Annotated in this window: 13 protein-coding genes; 8 read left to right on the top strand and 5 right to left on the bottom strand. The window is 31.4% G+C overall.

Going from position 1 to position 17,855, the window contains the following annotated elements; translation table 11 throughout:
• The first annotated feature begins 11 nt into the window (after nt 1–11).
• The 4 genes from NMK29_RS05605 to NMK29_RS05590 all read left to right on the top strand — a co-directional run bounded on the left by NMK29_RS05605 (nt 12) and on the right by NMK29_RS05590 (nt 9,172).
• Entirely contained in the window at nt 12–4,397 is a 4,386-nt protein-coding gene (locus tag NMK29_RS05605; protein ID WP_108802598.1) for a DUF6443 domain-containing protein, read from the top strand.
• Nucleotides 4,391–4,984: a hypothetical protein gene (locus NMK29_RS05600; protein WP_108802597.1), complete on the top strand. Its 594-nt coding sequence runs from the start codon at nt 4,391–4,393 to the stop codon at nt 4,982–4,984. The genes NMK29_RS05605 and NMK29_RS05600 overlap by 7 nt, the downstream gene beginning before the upstream one ends.
• Nucleotides 4,985–5,021: 37 nt before the next feature.
• Nucleotides 5,022–8,606, top strand: a complete 3,585-nt coding sequence (locus tag NMK29_RS05595) for an RHS repeat domain-containing protein (protein ID WP_108802596.1) — start codon at nt 5,022–5,024, stop codon at nt 8,604–8,606.
• Nucleotides 8,607–8,752: 146 nt separating this feature from the next.
• A complete protein-coding gene (locus NMK29_RS05590; RefSeq protein WP_108802595.1) occupies nt 8,753–9,172 on the top strand; it encodes a DUF4174 domain-containing protein in 420 nt (139 codons plus the stop codon).
• Nucleotides 9,173–9,265: 93 nt separating this feature from the next.
• Here the strand turns inward: NMK29_RS05590 and NMK29_RS05585 are convergent, their stop codons facing one another.
• The 3 genes from NMK29_RS05585 to NMK29_RS05575 all read right to left on the bottom strand — a co-directional run bounded on the left by NMK29_RS05585 (nt 9,266) and on the right by NMK29_RS05575 (nt 11,708).
• Nucleotides 9,266–10,216 carry a phosphoribosylaminoimidazolesuccinocarboxamide synthase gene (locus NMK29_RS05585; protein WP_108802594.1) on the bottom strand — a complete coding sequence of 317 codons (951 nt, stop codon included), beginning with the start codon at nt 10,214–10,216 and terminating at the stop codon, nt 9,266–9,268.
• A gap of 53 nt (nt 10,217–10,269) precedes the next feature.
• Nucleotides 10,270–10,647 carry a four helix bundle protein gene (locus NMK29_RS05580; RefSeq protein ID WP_108802639.1) on the bottom strand — a complete coding sequence of 126 codons (378 nt, stop codon included), beginning with the start codon at nt 10,645–10,647 and terminating at the stop codon, nt 10,270–10,272.
• A gap of 104 nt (nt 10,648–10,751) precedes the next feature.
• A complete protein-coding gene (locus NMK29_RS05575; RefSeq protein WP_027394006.1) occupies nt 10,752–11,708 on the bottom strand; it encodes a PhoH family protein in 957 nt (318 codons plus the stop codon).
• Nucleotides 11,709–11,990: 282 nt separating this feature from the next.
• On the opposite strand from NMK29_RS05575, the gene NMK29_RS05570 reads away from it, so the two are divergent.
• From NMK29_RS05570 to gldG, 3 genes are all read left to right on the top strand, one after another.
• Nucleotides 11,991–12,821: an S-adenosyl-l-methionine hydroxide adenosyltransferase family protein gene (locus NMK29_RS05570; protein WP_108802593.1), complete on the top strand. Its 831-nt coding sequence runs from the start codon at nt 11,991–11,993 to the stop codon at nt 12,819–12,821.
• 38 nt (nt 12,822–12,859) lie between these two features.
• Nucleotides 12,860–13,144: a putative quinol monooxygenase gene (locus NMK29_RS05565; protein ID WP_108802592.1), complete on the top strand. Its 285-nt coding sequence runs from the start codon at nt 12,860–12,862 to the stop codon at nt 13,142–13,144.
• 89 nt (nt 13,145–13,233) lie between these two features.
• On the top strand, nt 13,234–15,633 hold the full coding sequence (gldG, locus tag NMK29_RS05560; RefSeq protein WP_108802591.1) for a gliding motility-associated ABC transporter substrate-binding protein GldG: 2,400 nt from the start codon (nt 13,234–13,236) through the stop codon (nt 15,631–15,633).
• A 70-nt stretch (nt 15,634–15,703) separates the two neighbouring features.
• On the opposite strand, the gene NMK29_RS05555 is transcribed toward gldG, so the two are convergent.
• A complete protein-coding gene (locus tag NMK29_RS05555; RefSeq protein WP_027394010.1) occupies nt 15,704–15,916 on the bottom strand; it encodes a hypothetical protein in 213 nt (70 codons plus the stop codon).
• 232 nt (nt 15,917–16,148) lie between these two features.
• Between NMK29_RS05555 and NMK29_RS05550 the strand changes: the two genes are divergently transcribed.
• On the top strand, nt 16,149–16,718 hold the full coding sequence (locus NMK29_RS05550) for a DUF1572 family protein (protein ID WP_108802590.1): 570 nt from the start codon (nt 16,149–16,151) through the stop codon (nt 16,716–16,718).
• Between the two features lie 81 nt (nt 16,719–16,799).
• On the opposite strand, the gene NMK29_RS05545 is transcribed toward NMK29_RS05550, so the two are convergent.
• Nucleotides 16,800–17,774 (bottom strand): VPGUxxT family thioredoxin-like (seleno)protein, type 2, encoded by a 975-nt coding sequence (locus NMK29_RS05545; protein ID WP_108802589.1) that lies wholly within the window; start codon nt 17,772–17,774, stop codon nt 16,800–16,802.
• Nucleotides 17,775–17,855: the final 81 nt, after the last annotated feature.

Genomic DNA, 17,855 nt, shown 5'->3' with positions numbered 1-17,855 from the left:
CAATTCTATTTATGAAAAAGTACATATTCATATTAATTAGCATTTATGTATATAATGTAAATGCACAGTCTTTAGATCAAAATTTCACAATGTCTGTAGTTCCTAAAGAGGAAATGAGTATTAGTGAGGTTAATGAAATTGTGAATATTTCATCTGGATCATCGAGTACAATAACTATAGATGATCCCAGAAGCAATGAAAATTTTACAGCTTCTCAATCTATCACATTATCACCAGGAGCACATTTAACACCAGATGTACTTCTTAGAATTAGTGATCTAACACTAATAAATGAATCAGTATATAGAAGTATTACGTATTATGATGGATTAGGTAGACCAATACAATCAAATGCTATTGGTCAGAGTCCTAACGGCCTTGATATTGTAAACCATTATGAATATGATCAATTCGGTAGAACGGAAAAATCCTATTTACCATTACCATCTAATCAAAATACAGGTAACTTTATTAGTAATCCTGTTTCTCAGATTAACTCATATTATCAAAACACTTATGAAGATACAAATCCGTATGCTCAACAAAGATTTGATAATTCTCCTTTAAGTCGCGTATTAGAATCTGCTTCTCCAGGTGATGATTGGTTATTATCTGAAAACAGCAATACTAATCATACATCTAAGTTTGAAACAATTACTAATACATCTAATGAAATTAGAAGATTTGATATTGGTGATTCTAATAATTTGATTTCTGGCCTTTCATATTATAACCCCAATGAGTTAGTAAAAAACATTAGTAAGAATGAGAATTGGAAACCAACTGATGGTAAATTAAATACTAAAGAAGTTTTTACCGATAAAAATGGAAGAATAATTACTTCTATAAACTATATAAAAGATAATGGAGTTGAACAAAAACTAATTACACAATATATCTATGACTATAAGGGTAGATTGGTATATATGATACCTCCTGAAGCATATGAGAAAATCGAAGATGTAATTACATATGAAGAATTTAATATTTCTATTCCTTTTGAAAATTTTGTACAAAATCCAATGCAAGTAATTGCTCAAGGAGATTCTAATTTTTCTTTGCAACCATATAATAATGAAGGGAATACCGTTACAGATTATCATTTTGGAGGAAATGTAGATTTCCAATTAGATGATATTAATTCTGAATCGGGAGCTTTTTTAAAATTAGGTGATATTTTCACATTACCGAATGGCAGTATTATCATACCAGATAGGCCATTATTCAATATATATAGACCGGGAAGCAATAATACAATTTGGTATGAATTTTCTCTGATAAATGGAACGATTCATAATACGTTAAGAGTTACAAATGGCCCTGATAATGATCCTCAGGCTGCGTTTAGAGTTTCTCTTATAAATTTTAACTTCGAAGATTTACTTCCTGCACGATTTGCTTTGAACCCATCAAATCTTAATGATTTAGCATTTCAGTATAAGTATGACAAATACAATAGACAAATTGGTCAAAAAATGCCGGGAAAAGCATGGCAATACGTAGTATATGACCAACTGGATAGGCCCATTTTAACTCAAGATTATCAATTAAGAAGTTTAAATCAATGGATGTTTAACAAGTATGATGCATTAGGAAGAACTATATACTCAGGAAAATTTAGTAGTAGTTTAACACAAGAACAATCACAAGCACAAATAGATAATTTTATTAATAACTCTAATAACCTTTCTAATGTAGAAAATAGAACAAATACCACTAATATTATTGGTGGAGTTTCCATTAACTATTCCAATACTGCATTTCCAAATACTGACATTATAGAAGTCACATCCGTAAACTATTATGATGATTATAACTTTTCTGACTCTGATAAACCATCGATTCCAACAAATGTATTAGGACAAGTGGTAACTTCTAAAACCAAAGGTTTACCCACTGCAAGTTGGTCAAAAACTATTGGAGCAAATACCTGGACCAAGTCATATCCGTTTTACGATCATAAAACTCAAGAAATAAAGGTATATGGAAAAAACCACCTTTCTGGTTCCAATATTGTAGAAACTGAACTGGATTTTACTGGAAATGTACAGAAAGTCATAACTACTCATAAAAGAACTTCCTCCTCACCAAGTATCCAAACGACAGATAGGTTTGAATATGATAATGCCGGCAGATTAACAAATCAACTTCAAAAGATAAATAATCAACAAGAAGAAAGAATTGTAGAGCATGTTTATAACGAACTAGGAGAATTAACTAATAAAAAAATTGGAGGTACATCTAATAATACAACAGCTTTACAAAATATTGAATACAAAAGAAATATAAGAGGTTGGCTAAAACAATTGAACAATCCAAATCAAGATTTAGGCAATGACCTGTTTGCATTTGAAACCAGATATAATAATGCTAATTCAGGAATTACCCCTCTTTATTCCGGAACCATTACAGGAGTAGACTGGAAATCAGCCATCAATGATAATTTAAAAACCTATGATTATCAATATGACAATTTAGGAAGAATTTCTAAGGCAACATTTTCTAGTAGTTCAGTTACTGAAAACAATCGTTACAACGTGTCTAATTTGAACTATGATAGAAATGGTAATATTACATCGTTATCCAGAAATGGCTGGCAAAACAGTTCTTCATATTTAGATATGGACAATCTAATGTATGAATATAATGGCAACCAGCTTACTAAAGTTACTGATTCTGGAAACGATCAATATGGTTTTAAAGATGCTAACAATAATAACACTGTAGATTATGAATATGATGAAAACGGTAACCTGATAAGGGATAATCATAAAAAATTTAGTATTACTTATAACTATCTTAATTTGCCTAGTAAAGTGACCTTTGACAATGGAGAAATAATTGATATCACCTATAACTCTACCGGGGCAAAATTATCTAAAACGTATACTTCCGGAGCAAATACTACAAAAACAGAATATTTAGGAGGTTTCCAATATACTAATTCTCAACTCCAGTTTTTCGGGCAAGCTGAAGGTTTCGTGTATAAAGTAGGTAATTCTTATAAGTATGCCTATGTGTATGCAGATCATTTAGGAAATAACAGGTTATCGTATACTGATGCCAATAATAATGGTAATATAGAGACTAATGAAATTATATCAAATACAGATTATTATCCCTTTGGATTAACCCATTCAGGAGAACTACAAGCATCAATTGCCAGCGAATACAATTACAAGTTCCAAGGCAAAGAAATACAACAAGAAGGTGGTCTTGATCATTATGATTTTGGATCTCGAATGTATGATGCTTCTTTAGGAAGATGGTTTGCAGTAGATCCACAAGGACAATTTAGTAGTCCATATTTGGCGATGGGTAATAATCCCGTCATGATGGTAGATCCTGATGGAGAGTTTTCATGGCTTGCCACATTAGTTGGTGCCTTTGTATATACAGCCTTTGATGCAGCAAGAGGTAATGTTAACAATTGGGAAGACTTTTTTACATCATTAGGTACAGGAGCGGCTCAAAGTGCTTTTGCTGGATATGAAAGTGTAGAAAATGCCGCTTTTGGAGCTGCGTATTCTCAGTTTAATAGTGTTGCAACGGGTGATGCTACAGGTGACGGACTAACCTTATCATTTAATCCTACTTATAGTTGGGGGTCAAATTTTGGAGGTTGGGGACTCAATGCTAGTATCAATGGACGTTTAGGTAATTTTGAAGGAAGTATTGGATATGGTTTTACTAATTATGGTACCTTTGATGTAGATAAAGGACATAGAACAGTATCAAATGAGACAAGGTTATCGTATTCATTAGGATGGAATGATGGAGATACGGGACTACGTTTTTATACTACAAAATTTACTGATGGCCTTGGTAAAAATGGAGGGCAAAGGGTAGGTGGATTGGATTTTACTTCAGGTAAATTTGGTTTTCGATATGAAAATGATGGATTTCCATTTCAGTATATCGGAATAGGATCTAACTCTTTAGGTGATGGAAATGATAGCTATAGAACTGCTGCTTTACAGTTAAGCTATGGAGATTTCAGTTATGGGTTTAATTTATTCACAGGCTACAGAGACGACTACAGTGAAGATTCTGATAAATTAAATGACAGAATTAAAGCTAACCATGGAAGACTAGATGTCCCTTTTAATCCAGTATTTGATGAGGAATATCCACATAATTTTGTTGAAGAGGAAGGTCCTAAATATAGATTAGGAGCTCAATATTTAGCTTATAAAGGGTATCGTGTGGGATTAAATTCGGAAAAAAATCGTCACAAAATTCAGGATTTACGTGCACACGATATATATCTTGCGGTAAAGTTATTTGGTAAAAAGTTAGCCCTAGATACTAGACAACCTGGTTTCATTATGACTCACAATAGAAAGGCATTATACTTTCAATATAATTCATATAATAATCCATATACATTATGGTAAAAATTTTAAAGAGAATTAAAATATTATTTCTTTTTTGCTCGATAATTTCGTGTTCCACTTATTTTGGTCAAGAAGATATTAATAACAGGTTAAGAATTAATGATAAACATTCTGTTCTAAAAATTAGATCTAAAGAGAATGTACTAAATATTATTAATACTGAAGTTTTATATCTTAGGAAATACTCCTTTACCAATAATAATAGTTCTTTCTTAACTGAATATGACAGTAGTTGGAAAACTTATAAATTCAAAGATCATTATCTAAGATTTTTTAAAACTGGACATGTAAATAAATTTACGGTTGAAAAAAACGGAATCTATTTAGAAAAAAACAAGGATAAAATAAATCCAAACATTGCAACTCAAGGTTTTTATGCCATAAACACAAATGAATTTGAAATAGAGTTTTTTCAAAAACAAAATATTTCCATAGGAGGAAGTATGGATCATTACCTCTACAAAGCCTTAATAAGCAATAATAAGTTACACTTGATTATAAAAGAAAAGAAGAACTATTATAGACATTATATATATATCAAACAGGAAATGCCCGAAGCCCTAAAAAACCAAACTGCAGATTGGTAATCCAACCACACAAAATCTGAGATAAAAACAATATAAAATGAAAATTAAAAATATATTTTGCACCTCTGTTCTTTTTCTTTTTTGCGCACTTTTACAATCACAAACTGTATGGTACGACATTAAAGAGTCTAATAAAGAAGATACAATAGAACAGAAATCTACCGCTTCAGGAGAAGAACCAGAATTTGCAGCTAATGAAAGTACGACTAGTGCAATAGATGGTTTATCTACAGGTACTATAAATCAAGCTAATGGTAAAGTAAATTATTCCGTTCCCATTACATCTATTACATCCAATAGATTAACAGCAGGTCTGGATTTAAGTTTTAACGGATCTAATGCTATTAAGTATGTTGATTACTCCAACAAAATGAAGGCTACAGGAGTGGTTGGTCTAGGTTGGAATATCAATACTTCTAAAATAATAGCCGATAATAAACAAACCGGTTATAGAGATGATGATGAATTCTTTTTGTTAGAGGGTGGTTTAAAAAAATTAATCTGTACAAAAAAAACATCTGCAAACTTTTATGAGTTTAAAGTTGAGAACCTACCTAATTGGAAAGTTTTTTATTATAGATCTAGTAATTATTGGGTAATTACAAAGGATAATGGAAACACTTATTTTTATGGTAATTCTGATACTAATACTACCACTAATGCTAATGAAAATATTATTAGATGGAAAAACTGGATTGGAGATTCTAAAGCAACTGGAGGTACGCTGCAAACTTTTGCCTGGAATTTATCAAAAATTTCGAATCAATGGAATGACAAGATTGAATTCTTTTATGAAACTACAAATCAGGCTGTGCAAGCAGACAACCTAGGCCCAAAACATACGGAGGCGTCTTACCTTGTAAGAATTGAATCTGATTCTGGAGAAGCAATAGAACTTAATTATCTGGATAAAACAAATACAAATTCTATCCAAGAATATTATGAACCCCATACAGAGATCAATGAACCAGATGCATATCAAGAACAATATGAAAAAAAATACCTAGATAATATTGTTTTAAAGAGAAGTGATGGACAACAATTAAGTAAGCATCAATTAGGATATGAAATCTATGGATCAGATTTGTTTGCCAAAAGATACCTTACCCAAATTACCTTAAACAATAGTAATAACGAACCCTTAAACCCACAACGTTTTGAGTACAATACGGATGGAGTATTTAAAGGGACAATACATAAGATAAAAAATACTACAGGGTCTGAGGTAACCTATCAATATGAAAATAAATTTTTGTACAATAATAGTCCTTCCTACATTAACCATTCTTACACTAGCTCTAGTGCTCATGCATTAAGTGTTTTTTTAAAGGACAACATTATTGTTAGAAATGTTAAAGGTGTTACTAATCCGTATTTTCTTGTTAATACCTGGAATGGAGAAAATTGGATAGAGGAAATATTCTATTATAATAAACAAAGTTCTGTTGGTGCTATAAGTTTTGTCGAAGATGATTATATGGGGTATTATTTTCAAAATACCTGTACGATATTTTGCTTAGATGATGACGGATATACCTGGAAAGAAAAAACTTTTGACGTACCAATAATAGCTACGGAAATCAGTCAAGTGATTACAACGGATAGATATGTGATTTTTGTAGCAAAAGATGGAACGATGATCCCAATTGTAAAATCTGGTAAACAATGGAGAAAAGCAGACTCCTTTAATCAAGAGGGAAATTATGATGATGTTACTATCGACAACATTAAAGGAAAACACTTATTATTTGATGGGAAAGCATTTAGTTATCAAATGGATCATACATTCAGAACAGAAACATATGATCTTGCCAGTGCACCAAATTGTAATTTATTTCCAGAAGATCCATACTGTACAGATTACCCTAATTATCCTAGAGATATTATTCTATCAGATATCACTTTAAATGAATACGAGTTTTCACGAAATCTAATTTTCAATAATGTTATTAGCGGTTTAGATAATCGAAGAAATAAATATTTTTTTAATGGAAAAGATTGGATTGGGCCTTATTATTTTGCTCAATACAGATATGGAATTAACAAACTGTTTGCTTCAAAAGCAAGTCAATCAGAGGATACGACGCTTAAATCTGTAATATTTTTTGATCCAAATTTCAATTCTTTTACCGAATACGATATAGAAGAACATAAATATCAACCATACGAAATAGGAGAATATGTGATTTATGAAAACTCTATTTATAAAAGTAATTCTAATAGTATAGAGTTAATCGAAGAATATGATTCTAATGTATTAAATGAAATAGGAACTTATTATCGATATGATTTTCAATTAGGGGCATCTGGAAATGATAAATTGTTTGTTAGAAAATATGGAGGGCAAGATGAAAAGTTCCGGTATTTTTACATTAACCCTAAGAATGGTGAAATAAATAGAGATGAACTTCAAATTTCAGAATACCCTGCATCTACAAAACTATCTAATTCATATTATATAACCAGAAAAGGTTCTAATGGTACGCTTAAAACATTTATTCAAAGGTTTCAAGATAATATGATCAATCAGGACATCTATGATATTGTAATTAAATCAATAAATGTATATGACGGATTTAATCAAAATAATATAACTGATTATACCTTTAATGAACCAAGGACTTTAGCTAATAATGCTACTTATTACAGGGAGGTAATAACCGAAAAAAGAGGGGATGGTAATTCTAGCATTGGTAAAGTATTTAATTATTTCAATACAGGTGATCTGGATATCAGAAAAGCTGGATTATTAGAAAAAACTGTAATAAAAAACATAGACGGAAATATAGTAAAACAGACTATTAACTCTACAGTTATTAGTCCTGATTTATTTGAATACAATTCAGAAAACCGACCTGTTTTTATTGGTAATAGATTGTTACAAAATAAAAAAACTACCCAAACATATTTTTATGAAAATTCACAACCGAATATAATTACAAGCATAGAAGAATATGAGTACAATGAAAAAGGTCTTATTAATAAAAGTAAAAGAACCGATAGTAAAGGGCTAATAGAGGAACAAAATATAGAATATGCATATGAAAACTCAAATGCTTTTGAGAATGTAAATATGATAAATGCAGTTTCTAAAAGAATTTCAAAAATAGACAATAAAATAACTGGAGTTACTGTGGCAGAATGGCGTAATGAATCGGGAAGGTTATATCCTAAAAAGGAGTATAGCGGACCTAATGAAAATGATCTAAGACTAACTAGTGAGATTACTAAAATTAGTAATAAAGGCGTTGTTGAAGAAACTACTAATGGCAAAGGATTATATGCGGTTAACCTTTCTGGTTATAATTATAAGCGTTCTGTTGCTTCAATCGATAACGTGCGATTCTCGGAGGTCATAGAGAATCTTGATGTATCATACAACCAATTACAAAACCTTAATAATAATCAATTAAAAATAGAGCTAATAAAACTATATAGTCGGTTACCAAATGCCATGATTAAATTATCTTTTTATGATGATAATGGCAATATTACTTCAGAAATCGACGCAAGACAGGAAGAGATTAAATATCATTATGACAACTTTAATAGATTAGACTATATAACTGATAGTAATGATAATGTGCTAAAAAAGAATATCTACAATTACAAAACGGAATAAACATGGCAATATAAAATTAGGTTATATAACAATGTTTATTAAAAAGCAATCAGGTGGTTTCATGTGGTTGCTTTTATTTTTTATAATTATATCTTTTTAATAGTCTTATAACTATAGGAAGTCTATATTTTTCATATCTTATATTCATGAAAAACTTAGTATTTCTTTTACTCCTATTACCAATTGTATCTTTCTCCCAAGATCTTAATAAACATCGATGGGAAGATCGCTTGATTTTGATTATTGCAGATTCCTATAAAAACCCCAAATTAGTTAAACAACTAAAGGAATTTAAAAACAAATCCAAAAATCTACAGGATAGAAAACTAATAGTATATCAGATAACACCTACCTCCTATCAAACAGGAATAGATAAAAACACATCAACGAAAAGTAGTGCCTCTTATAAGAAATATAATGCATCCAATGAAGACTTTAAAATTATTCTACTTGGATTAGATGGCGGCACGAAGTTAAAGTCTAACAAAGTATTATCATCTGTACAAATTTTTGATCAGATAGATCAAATGCCAATGCGTAGACAAGAATTGAGAATTAAAAATTAAACCAATCAGTTTATTATCTACAATAGATTCCAGATCAAGTCCGGAATGACATATACTCCCGTTCTGCGATAATTTTTAACTTAACTGCATAAATTAAACAGTCTTCAAATACGTTAAGACATTCTCTTCTATCCTACTATCGATATTAGAAACATCCGCTTTTTCAAAAGGAGTTCCTGTTATATTCTCGAATAACTCAATATAACGATCCGATACAGAATTGATGTACTCATTACTCATATCAGGAATTTGTTGTCCTTCTTTTCCCTGGAAACCATTACTAATCAACCATTGTCTTACAAATTCTTTGGACAACTGTTTTTGGGCTTCTCCTTTTTGCTGTCTTTCTTCATATCCTTCTGCATAAAAATAACGCGAAGAATCTGGAGTATGGATTTCATCTATTAAGACTATTTTTCCATCTTTCGTTTTTCCAAATTCATATTTAGTGTCTACCAAAATCAATCCTCTTTCTGCAGCAATCTCTGTTCCTCTTTGGAATAATTTTCTAGTATAATCTTCGAGAACTAGATAATCAACTTCAGAAACAATACCCTTTTCAAGGATTTCTTCTCTGGAAATATCTTCATCATGTTCTCCATTATCAGCTTTGGTCGATGGCGTAATAATAGGCTTGGGAAATTTATCATTTTCCTTCATCCCATCAGGCATAGAAACACCACATAACATTCTTTTACCAGCCTTATATTCTCTAGCAGCATGACCAGATTGGTATCCTCTAATCACCATCTCTACTTTAAACGGTTCACAAAGATGCCCTACAGCAACGTTAGGATCAGGAGTGGCGATTAACCAATTAGGCACTAAATCCTCAGTTGCTTTCATCATCTGAGTAGCAATCTGATTCAGTATTTGTCCTTTAAAAGGAATTCCTTTTGGCATTACTACATCAAATGCAGATAAACGATCTGTAGCAATCATTACCAACAGATCATCATTTATATTGTATACTTCTCTTACTTTTCCTTTATAAACTGATTTCTGATTCGGAAAATTATAATTGGTATCTGTAATCGTATTCATAATAGTATCTTAGTTGTGGAGTATGTGAGTATCTTAAAAATAAATAATGGTGACTACTCGTTAGATTTTGATTTTAAATGTCTTTTAAATGAGGTTATCATTTTGGATAATTCGGTAATATCTGATCTATTTCTTTCATCCTGATCTTCCCTAATAAAACCTCTTAATTTTGCTTTAGTACTGCAAACAATACATTCATGCGCACTATCCCAAGCCATTTGAAGATATCTATTAAACTGAGCATCAGAACTTGCAGAGCCTTCTGCTATATTTAATGCTACCGAATCCGCTGCTCTAATGAACTGAGAAGCTAATCTATACATTTCTTCCTTCGGAAAAGAAGCTATCTGATTATTTACCGATTCCCCAAACTCAATAGCTTTATTGTAAATAATTAAATCTTCAAATTTAAAATGATACTTACTTTTCAATGTATCTCCTTTTAATATCAAAATAATACAACAATCTTTACAAAACTTATAATATATTTTATTGAAAGGCTCACCTCTCAAAAACTCACATATTCACCTCTAAATTAATCGTTTCTGTTTTCTATTTCTTTATATGCCGCAATCACCTTTTTTACCAATTTATGACGGATCACGTCTTTATCATCTAAGTGTATTACTCCAATTCCTGAAACTCCTTTTAACACTAATAATGCTTCTTTTAGACCAGATGTTACTCTACGCGGTAAATCAATCTGTCCAGGATCACCGGTAATCATAAACTTTGCATTTTTACCCATACGGGTCAAGAACATTTTCATTTGGGCATGCGTAGTGTTTTGCGCTTCGTCAAGAATTACAAACGCATTATCCAAAGTACGTCCTCGCATAAATGCCATCGGAGCAATTTGTATTACTCCTTTTTCTATAAAACTTTCTAGTTTTTCTGGAGAGATCATATCACGTAATGCATCATATAGTGGCTGCATATACGGATCCAGTTTTTCCTGTAAATCTCCAGGTAGAAACCCTAAATTCTCTCCTGCTTCTACTGCAGGGCGTGTAAGTATGATTCTCTTTACTTGTTTTTCTTTCAATGCTTTAACAGCTAAAGCAACACCTGTATATGTTTTACCAGTTCCTGCAGGTCCAATAGCAAAAACCATATCATTCTTATACGTCAATTCCACCAACTTGCGTTGATTTGCTGTCTGCGCTTTAATCGCCTTACCTCCTACTCCGTGAACAAGTGTTTCTCCACTAACTGCAGAAGTTTCATAATCCGCTTTAGTATCACTAGTAAGTACACGTTCTATAACATTCTCATCAAGTTTGTTGTATTTCCCAAAATGTTCCAAAAGCATATTAAGGCGTGCATCGAATTCCTCGAGCATCTCCTCGTCTCCATATACCTTCATTTTACTTCCTCTAGCTACAATTTTTAACTTAGGAAAGTATTTTTTCAATAGTTGGATATTGCTATTCTGAAGTCCGAAAAACTCCCGTGGATTGATTTCTGTCAGTTCAATAATAAGTTCGTTCAAAAGCTATAGAAATTTTAGTATGATTTGTTTTTTGGATTGACTAAGTTTGTGGTCCCAATAGCTATTGGGATTGTTTGAAGTTTTTGTCGGGGAATCAAAAATGAAAAACGTATTATAAGTTGGATTTTGTTAAAGATCATAAAGAATATTAGTGGTCTAAAATGATAAACTCATATGTTTTTATTGGTTGATTTCTAGATTCAAAAAAACTTTGAATAACTTCATAGCAAATTTACATATTTTTAAGCGCTTATAATTAAAAGATATTAACAATTCTTATAGATGCCAATAATAACTTTAACTACTGATTTCGGAATCAAAGATCACTTTGTGTCTGCGGTTAAAGGTGCTATCTATACGGAATTACCTGAAGCCACAATTGTTGATATTTCTCATGAAATTTCACCATTCCATATTACTGAAGCTGCCTATATTATTCAAAACGCTTATAAAAGCTTCCCTAAAGGAAGTATTCATATTGTAGGAATTGATAGTGAACTTAATCCAGAGAACAAACACATTGCAGTACAACTTGATGATCATTATTTTATCTGTGCTAATAATGGATTGATTTCATTAATTGCTTCTGAATTTAGACCAGAAAAAATTGTTGAAATCAACATACACGATGCAATTGGAACGAATTTTCCTGTATTAGATGTTTTTGTCGCTGTGGCCTGCCACATTGCACGAGGAGGAACATTAGAAGTAATAGGAAAATCTATTTCTGATATTAAATTAATTAAAGGAATTACTCCTATCGTAAATCTTGGTGATAAACAGATCGTGGGTAGTATAATATATATTGATAATTATGGAAATTTAATTACTAATATCACTCGTAAGTTGTTTGATGATGTTGGTAAAGGAAGAGCGTTTAAAATCACAGCAAGAAGTGCTGTTTTTAGTACTATTTATGAACGGTACAGTGATGCCATAAATTTTGATATTGAAAAAAGTAAACGCGAGGAAGATGGAAAAAAATTAGCTGTATTTAATTCATCTGGGTATTTAGAATTAGCAATATATAAAAGTAATCCAAAAACTGTTGGAGGTGCCTCAAGTCTGTTTGGATTGCACTTTCGAGATACAGTGAGTATTACTTTTGAATGATCTATAATTCTTTTAAATTTTAAAATGCGAAAATAACAATGATCATAAGAATTGTAAAATTAGGTTTCATTCCAGAACAAATCGATGCATTTTTGGAGAATTTCCATCAGAACAAGGATAAAATTCGAAATTTTGAAGGGTGCTTACACTTAAAACTAATAAGAGATATCCACCAAACCAATCAATTTTTTACCTATAGTCACTGGGAATCTGAAGAACACCTCAATAACTACAGAAACTCTTCGTTATTTAAAGGTGTTTGGGCAAATACCAAAAATAAATTTAACCAAAAACCAGAAGCTTGGAGTGTTCAAGAAATATAGATAGTATCTTTAAACGTATAGTAAGAAGTGTCTACTAAATTCTTATTTTCACCCGAAACTAATTATAAAAAAAACGACAATACAAGAATATGCTTGCAGTAATAAGAAAAGAAATCAATACATTTTTTGCCTCCTCTGTAGGGTATTTAGTAATAGGTATATTTTTAGTTCTTAATGGACTTTTCTTATGGGTATTTAAAGGGCAGTTCAATATTTTGGATAGTGGTTTTGCAAACCTTTCTCCATTTTTTCTGATTGCTCCTTGGATTTTATTGTTTTTGATTCCTGCTATAACCATGAGAAGTATTGCAGAAGAAAGAAAACAAGGAACACTAGAACTTCTGATAACAAAACCCCTACCAGGATGGCAGATCGTTTTAGGAAAATATTTTGGAAGTCTTTTACTCATTATTTTAGCTCTGATCCCAAGTTTGTTATATGTAATCACAATACATCAGTTGGGAAATCCAATAGGGAATATAGATATTGGTAGCACGATTGGATCTTATATCGCTCTTTTATTGCTCTGTGGTGCCTATACAGCTATAGGAACATTTTCATCTTCTATAACAAACAATCAGATTGTAGCATTCTTAGTTGGTGTATTTTTATGCTTTCTGTTTTATTTTGGATTTAGTGGATTAGCAGACTACCAATTGCTTGGAGCTACTGATTATACTATCGAACAAATCGGAATTCAATTACATTACGAGCGTATTAGTCAAGGGATTATAGATACAAGAGATATTGTGTATTTTATCAGTATTATTGCATTTTTCGTATTTCTAACAACCATTATACTACGACAATATCCTATAAAAACTATTCTGAAATTTACCTCTTTTGCTGTCATTACAGTTATTATACTTAACATTGGAGGAAATTCTTTATACAATCGTTTTGATCTAACAGTAGATAATCGCTTTACTCTTTCTGAGGCAACCGAAAATCTATTGAAAGAAGCAGAAGTGCCAATTTCTATAGACGTTTTATTAGAAGGTGATTTCCCATCAGAATTTAGAAAACTACAAGCAGAAACTAAACAAATTCTAGAAGAGTTTAATGCTATAAATTCTAACATACAGTATGTTTTTACAAACCCAATTGAGGAGGAAGAATTTAGAAAAGAGACCTTAGAGGAATTACAAAGATTAGGGTTGACTCCTATGGAAGTTAGTGTACAAGAAAGCGGGAAAACTGAAATAGAAACTGTTGTTCCTTGGGCCATTATGAATTATCAAAACCGCAGTGTTAAAGTCGCTTTGGTAAAAAATACAATTGGAGCCACTACCGAAGAAAGAGTTAACAACTCTATTCAACAATTAGAGTATGTTTTTGCTGATGCTCTAAAAAAACTAATCCATCCAAAAAAACACAAAATTGCGGTAATCAAAGGAAATGGACAACTACCAGATGTTAAAATAGCTGATTTTATCAAAACGCTTCAGGAATATTATTTTGTTGGCGCCTTTACTTTAGATTCTGTTGCCTCTAATCCAGAAAAAACATTACAAGATTTACAAAAGTTTGATCTCGTAATTAATGCAAAACCAACAAAACCGTTTTCTGAAAAAGAAAAATATGTATTAGATCAGTTTATTATGGACGGTGGAAAATCGCTGTGGCTAGTAGAATCTGTTGGTATGGAGATTGACAGCTTATTCACACCTCAATCTCAAGGATCGGCTGTAGCATTTATGCAAGATTTAAAACTTGGAGATGCATTATTTTCTTATGGAGTAAGAATTAATCCGGTTATAGTAAATGACCTCTACTCTGCTCCATTAATGCTTGCCTCTGGCCAAGGAAATGATACTCAATTTACTCCGCATCCATGGTTTTATGCTTCGTTAACAAAAAACAGCGGAAATCATCCTATTGTTAAAAACATAGAATCTGTGAAGTTTGAATTTTCGAACCAAATAGATACTTTAAAAAATGATCTAACTAAGACCATATTATTAACCAGTTCTGAAAGATCAAAATTAGAAGGAATCCCAACAGAAATAAGACTTGACAATATTATCGGGCAAAAACCAGATATTACTGGTTATACCGAAGGAAATCATAACCTGGCTGTCTTGTTAGAGGGAAGTTTTAAATCTGCATATAAAGATCGTGTAAAGCCATTTAAAATTATTGATGGAAAAGATACAAGTATCGAAACGAAAATGGTGGTAATTGCGGATGGTGATGTGATTAAAAATGGCATTAGAAAAGGAAGGCCAATCACCTTAGGATATGACCCCTATTTAAATCTGCAATACGGAAATAAGGAGTTTTTATTAAACACCGTTAACTATTTACTAGATGATTCTGGACTAACCCAAGTAAGAGGTAAAGAAATAAACATTGCCTTCTTAAATATAGAAAAAGTAGTAGCAACTAGAAGTTTTTGGCAGATAATCAACATCGTGGTTCCACTAATAATTTTAGGGCTATTTGGAGTTGGGTTTTCTTTTCTTAGAAAAAGAAAGTATCAAAAATAGTGCTACATTTTAAATCGATCAGAAAACTCTTTGTTAAGAGCTTTCTGATCAAAACAACTAATTTAATCAATTAAATACAGCACTGTCCATTTTGTACAGTACCAAAACAAACTGCTCCACTAGGACTTGGAACTGCACAATTGATTCCATCAATATCTACAAGATAAAATCTGTAACATCCTCTTTGGCAATCAGACAAAATAGGCATTCCTCCTTTGATTTCTTTTTGAGAAGATTTAGGTAATGTTTTAATTCCAGAAATTGAATTCATCATTTTTTTCATAATAAAGGTTTTAAGATTTTAAACTGCACTACATTAATTTTAAAATTAACATAATTTTTCCCTTTAAAACTACAATCTAAAAAATAAATAAAGTGTTATAAATCTGTTATTTAACTAAAATCACCACTAACCATCCTGCCTTTTTTTATACCGTTATTTATCAAAAATATGATATAGCATTATAAACCTATATGCTCAAAATTTATTATATTCTAATCACTAAATAAGAACAATGGATACTATTATATATATATCAGGAATCAAAAAACAGTTCCTGTACTACAAATCTCTAGGGGAAAAAACAATTGATCAAGTTTCTGATGAAAATTTATTTTGGCAGCATAATGAAGACAGTAATAGTATTGCAATTATTGTGAAACATCTTTGGGGTAATATGAAATCTCGTTGGACAGATTTCCTAACCTCTGATGGAGAGAAAAAATGGAGAGAACGCGATAAAGAGTTCGAAAATGACATCAGATCTAAAGAAGAATTATTAATCAAATGGGACCAAGGATGGCAATGCCTTTTTAATGCCTTGGACATTATCAATGAAACTAATTTTGATCAACCCATATATATCCGGAATATTGAACATACCATTACAGAGGCAATTAATAGGCAACTTGCACATTATTCTTATCATATTGGACAAATTGTATTTATAGGAAAAATGATTAGTACGCAGTCTTGGGAAACCCTCTCTATAGCTAAAGGAGCTTCTAAGTCCTATAATACAAAACGTTTTGCCCAACCAAAACATAAAGTACATTATACAGATCAGTTGATGAAAGATGAATAAATTTAAACAATATCATATCCTCAGTTCGGAAGTGATATTACGAATCTCCACTTTTATATAACAACCAAACTATAACAAGTATTAGATAGCTCCTTTTCCTTTGTTTTTTTTGATCCAGGCTTTGGCAAAACTTACATGAAACAATACCTCATCTCTATTATTTTTAATCGCCTTAAACCATTTTAGCTGAGTAGGACTCAAGAAATGTAATGCAGACTTACCATCACCCAAAGCACTATTAATTTTCGTTTGCTGAATTTTGGTCAATGGTATGTATTTAAAATTTGTCTGTTGTAAATAATAATGTATATCCTTTGATGAAGATTGATACGATTGTTGATTATCAATTAAGGTCATACCATTAGATTTTGCATATGTATCTAATTCTTTTTTGGTCAATCCCCTAGGGTTATATGTAACTTCTACTACCTCGCTATAATCTATAAATCCAGACTTTGTATTTAATACATCTGTTAATTTACCTAACTCCTTCTCACCAGACCAAAAACAAGACATCTTATAATAAGCTTTATGCACTTTCTTTACGGATAATTCTTGCGCCAATAAATTGATGTATTCAGGAATTTCTCGCCCTTTTTCTTCAATAGCTTGTTGCATACTTTTACACAAACGCAGTGCAGAATAGTCATCCCCTATCCGTTTTATTACATCATCTCCATTAATATCAACGATACGAACTACTGGGTTGTTCCAACTAGGCTCACTATACTTACGAAGTATTTCCGCATCTTTACCTCCTTTGTTATTAAATACCGCTAACGGTATAAATGAATTTTCTATAGCTTCAACCATCAAAGGATGACTTAAAACGTTATGTCCATAATTTCTACAAGTACTACAACCTGGCACTTCTTGAAATAAAATCAACACATCTTTATTTTCCTTTTTAGCGAGCGCTATTGCAGTATCATAATCCCGCAACCATCGTACTTTTCCTAATTCTTCATTTTGATTATAAGGATCAGTTGTTTTCTGGGCCAAAAGAAGGTTACTTGTAAGTAACAGACATAGTACAAATTGGATCTTGGATTTCATAAGTATTAAAGCAAAATTTTTGCTTAATATGTCGATATTTATAGTAAAAACTAACACTAATAGATGGTTTATTTTGAAGAA

The sequence above is a fragment of the Aquimarina sp. Aq107 genome (genome assembly GCF_943733665.1).
Taxonomy (GTDB): Bacteria; Bacteroidota; Bacteroidia; order Flavobacteriales; family Flavobacteriaceae; genus Aquimarina.
The sequence above is the reverse complement of the archived record's forward strand: the minus strand, read 5'-3'. Positions and strand labels throughout refer to the sequence as shown.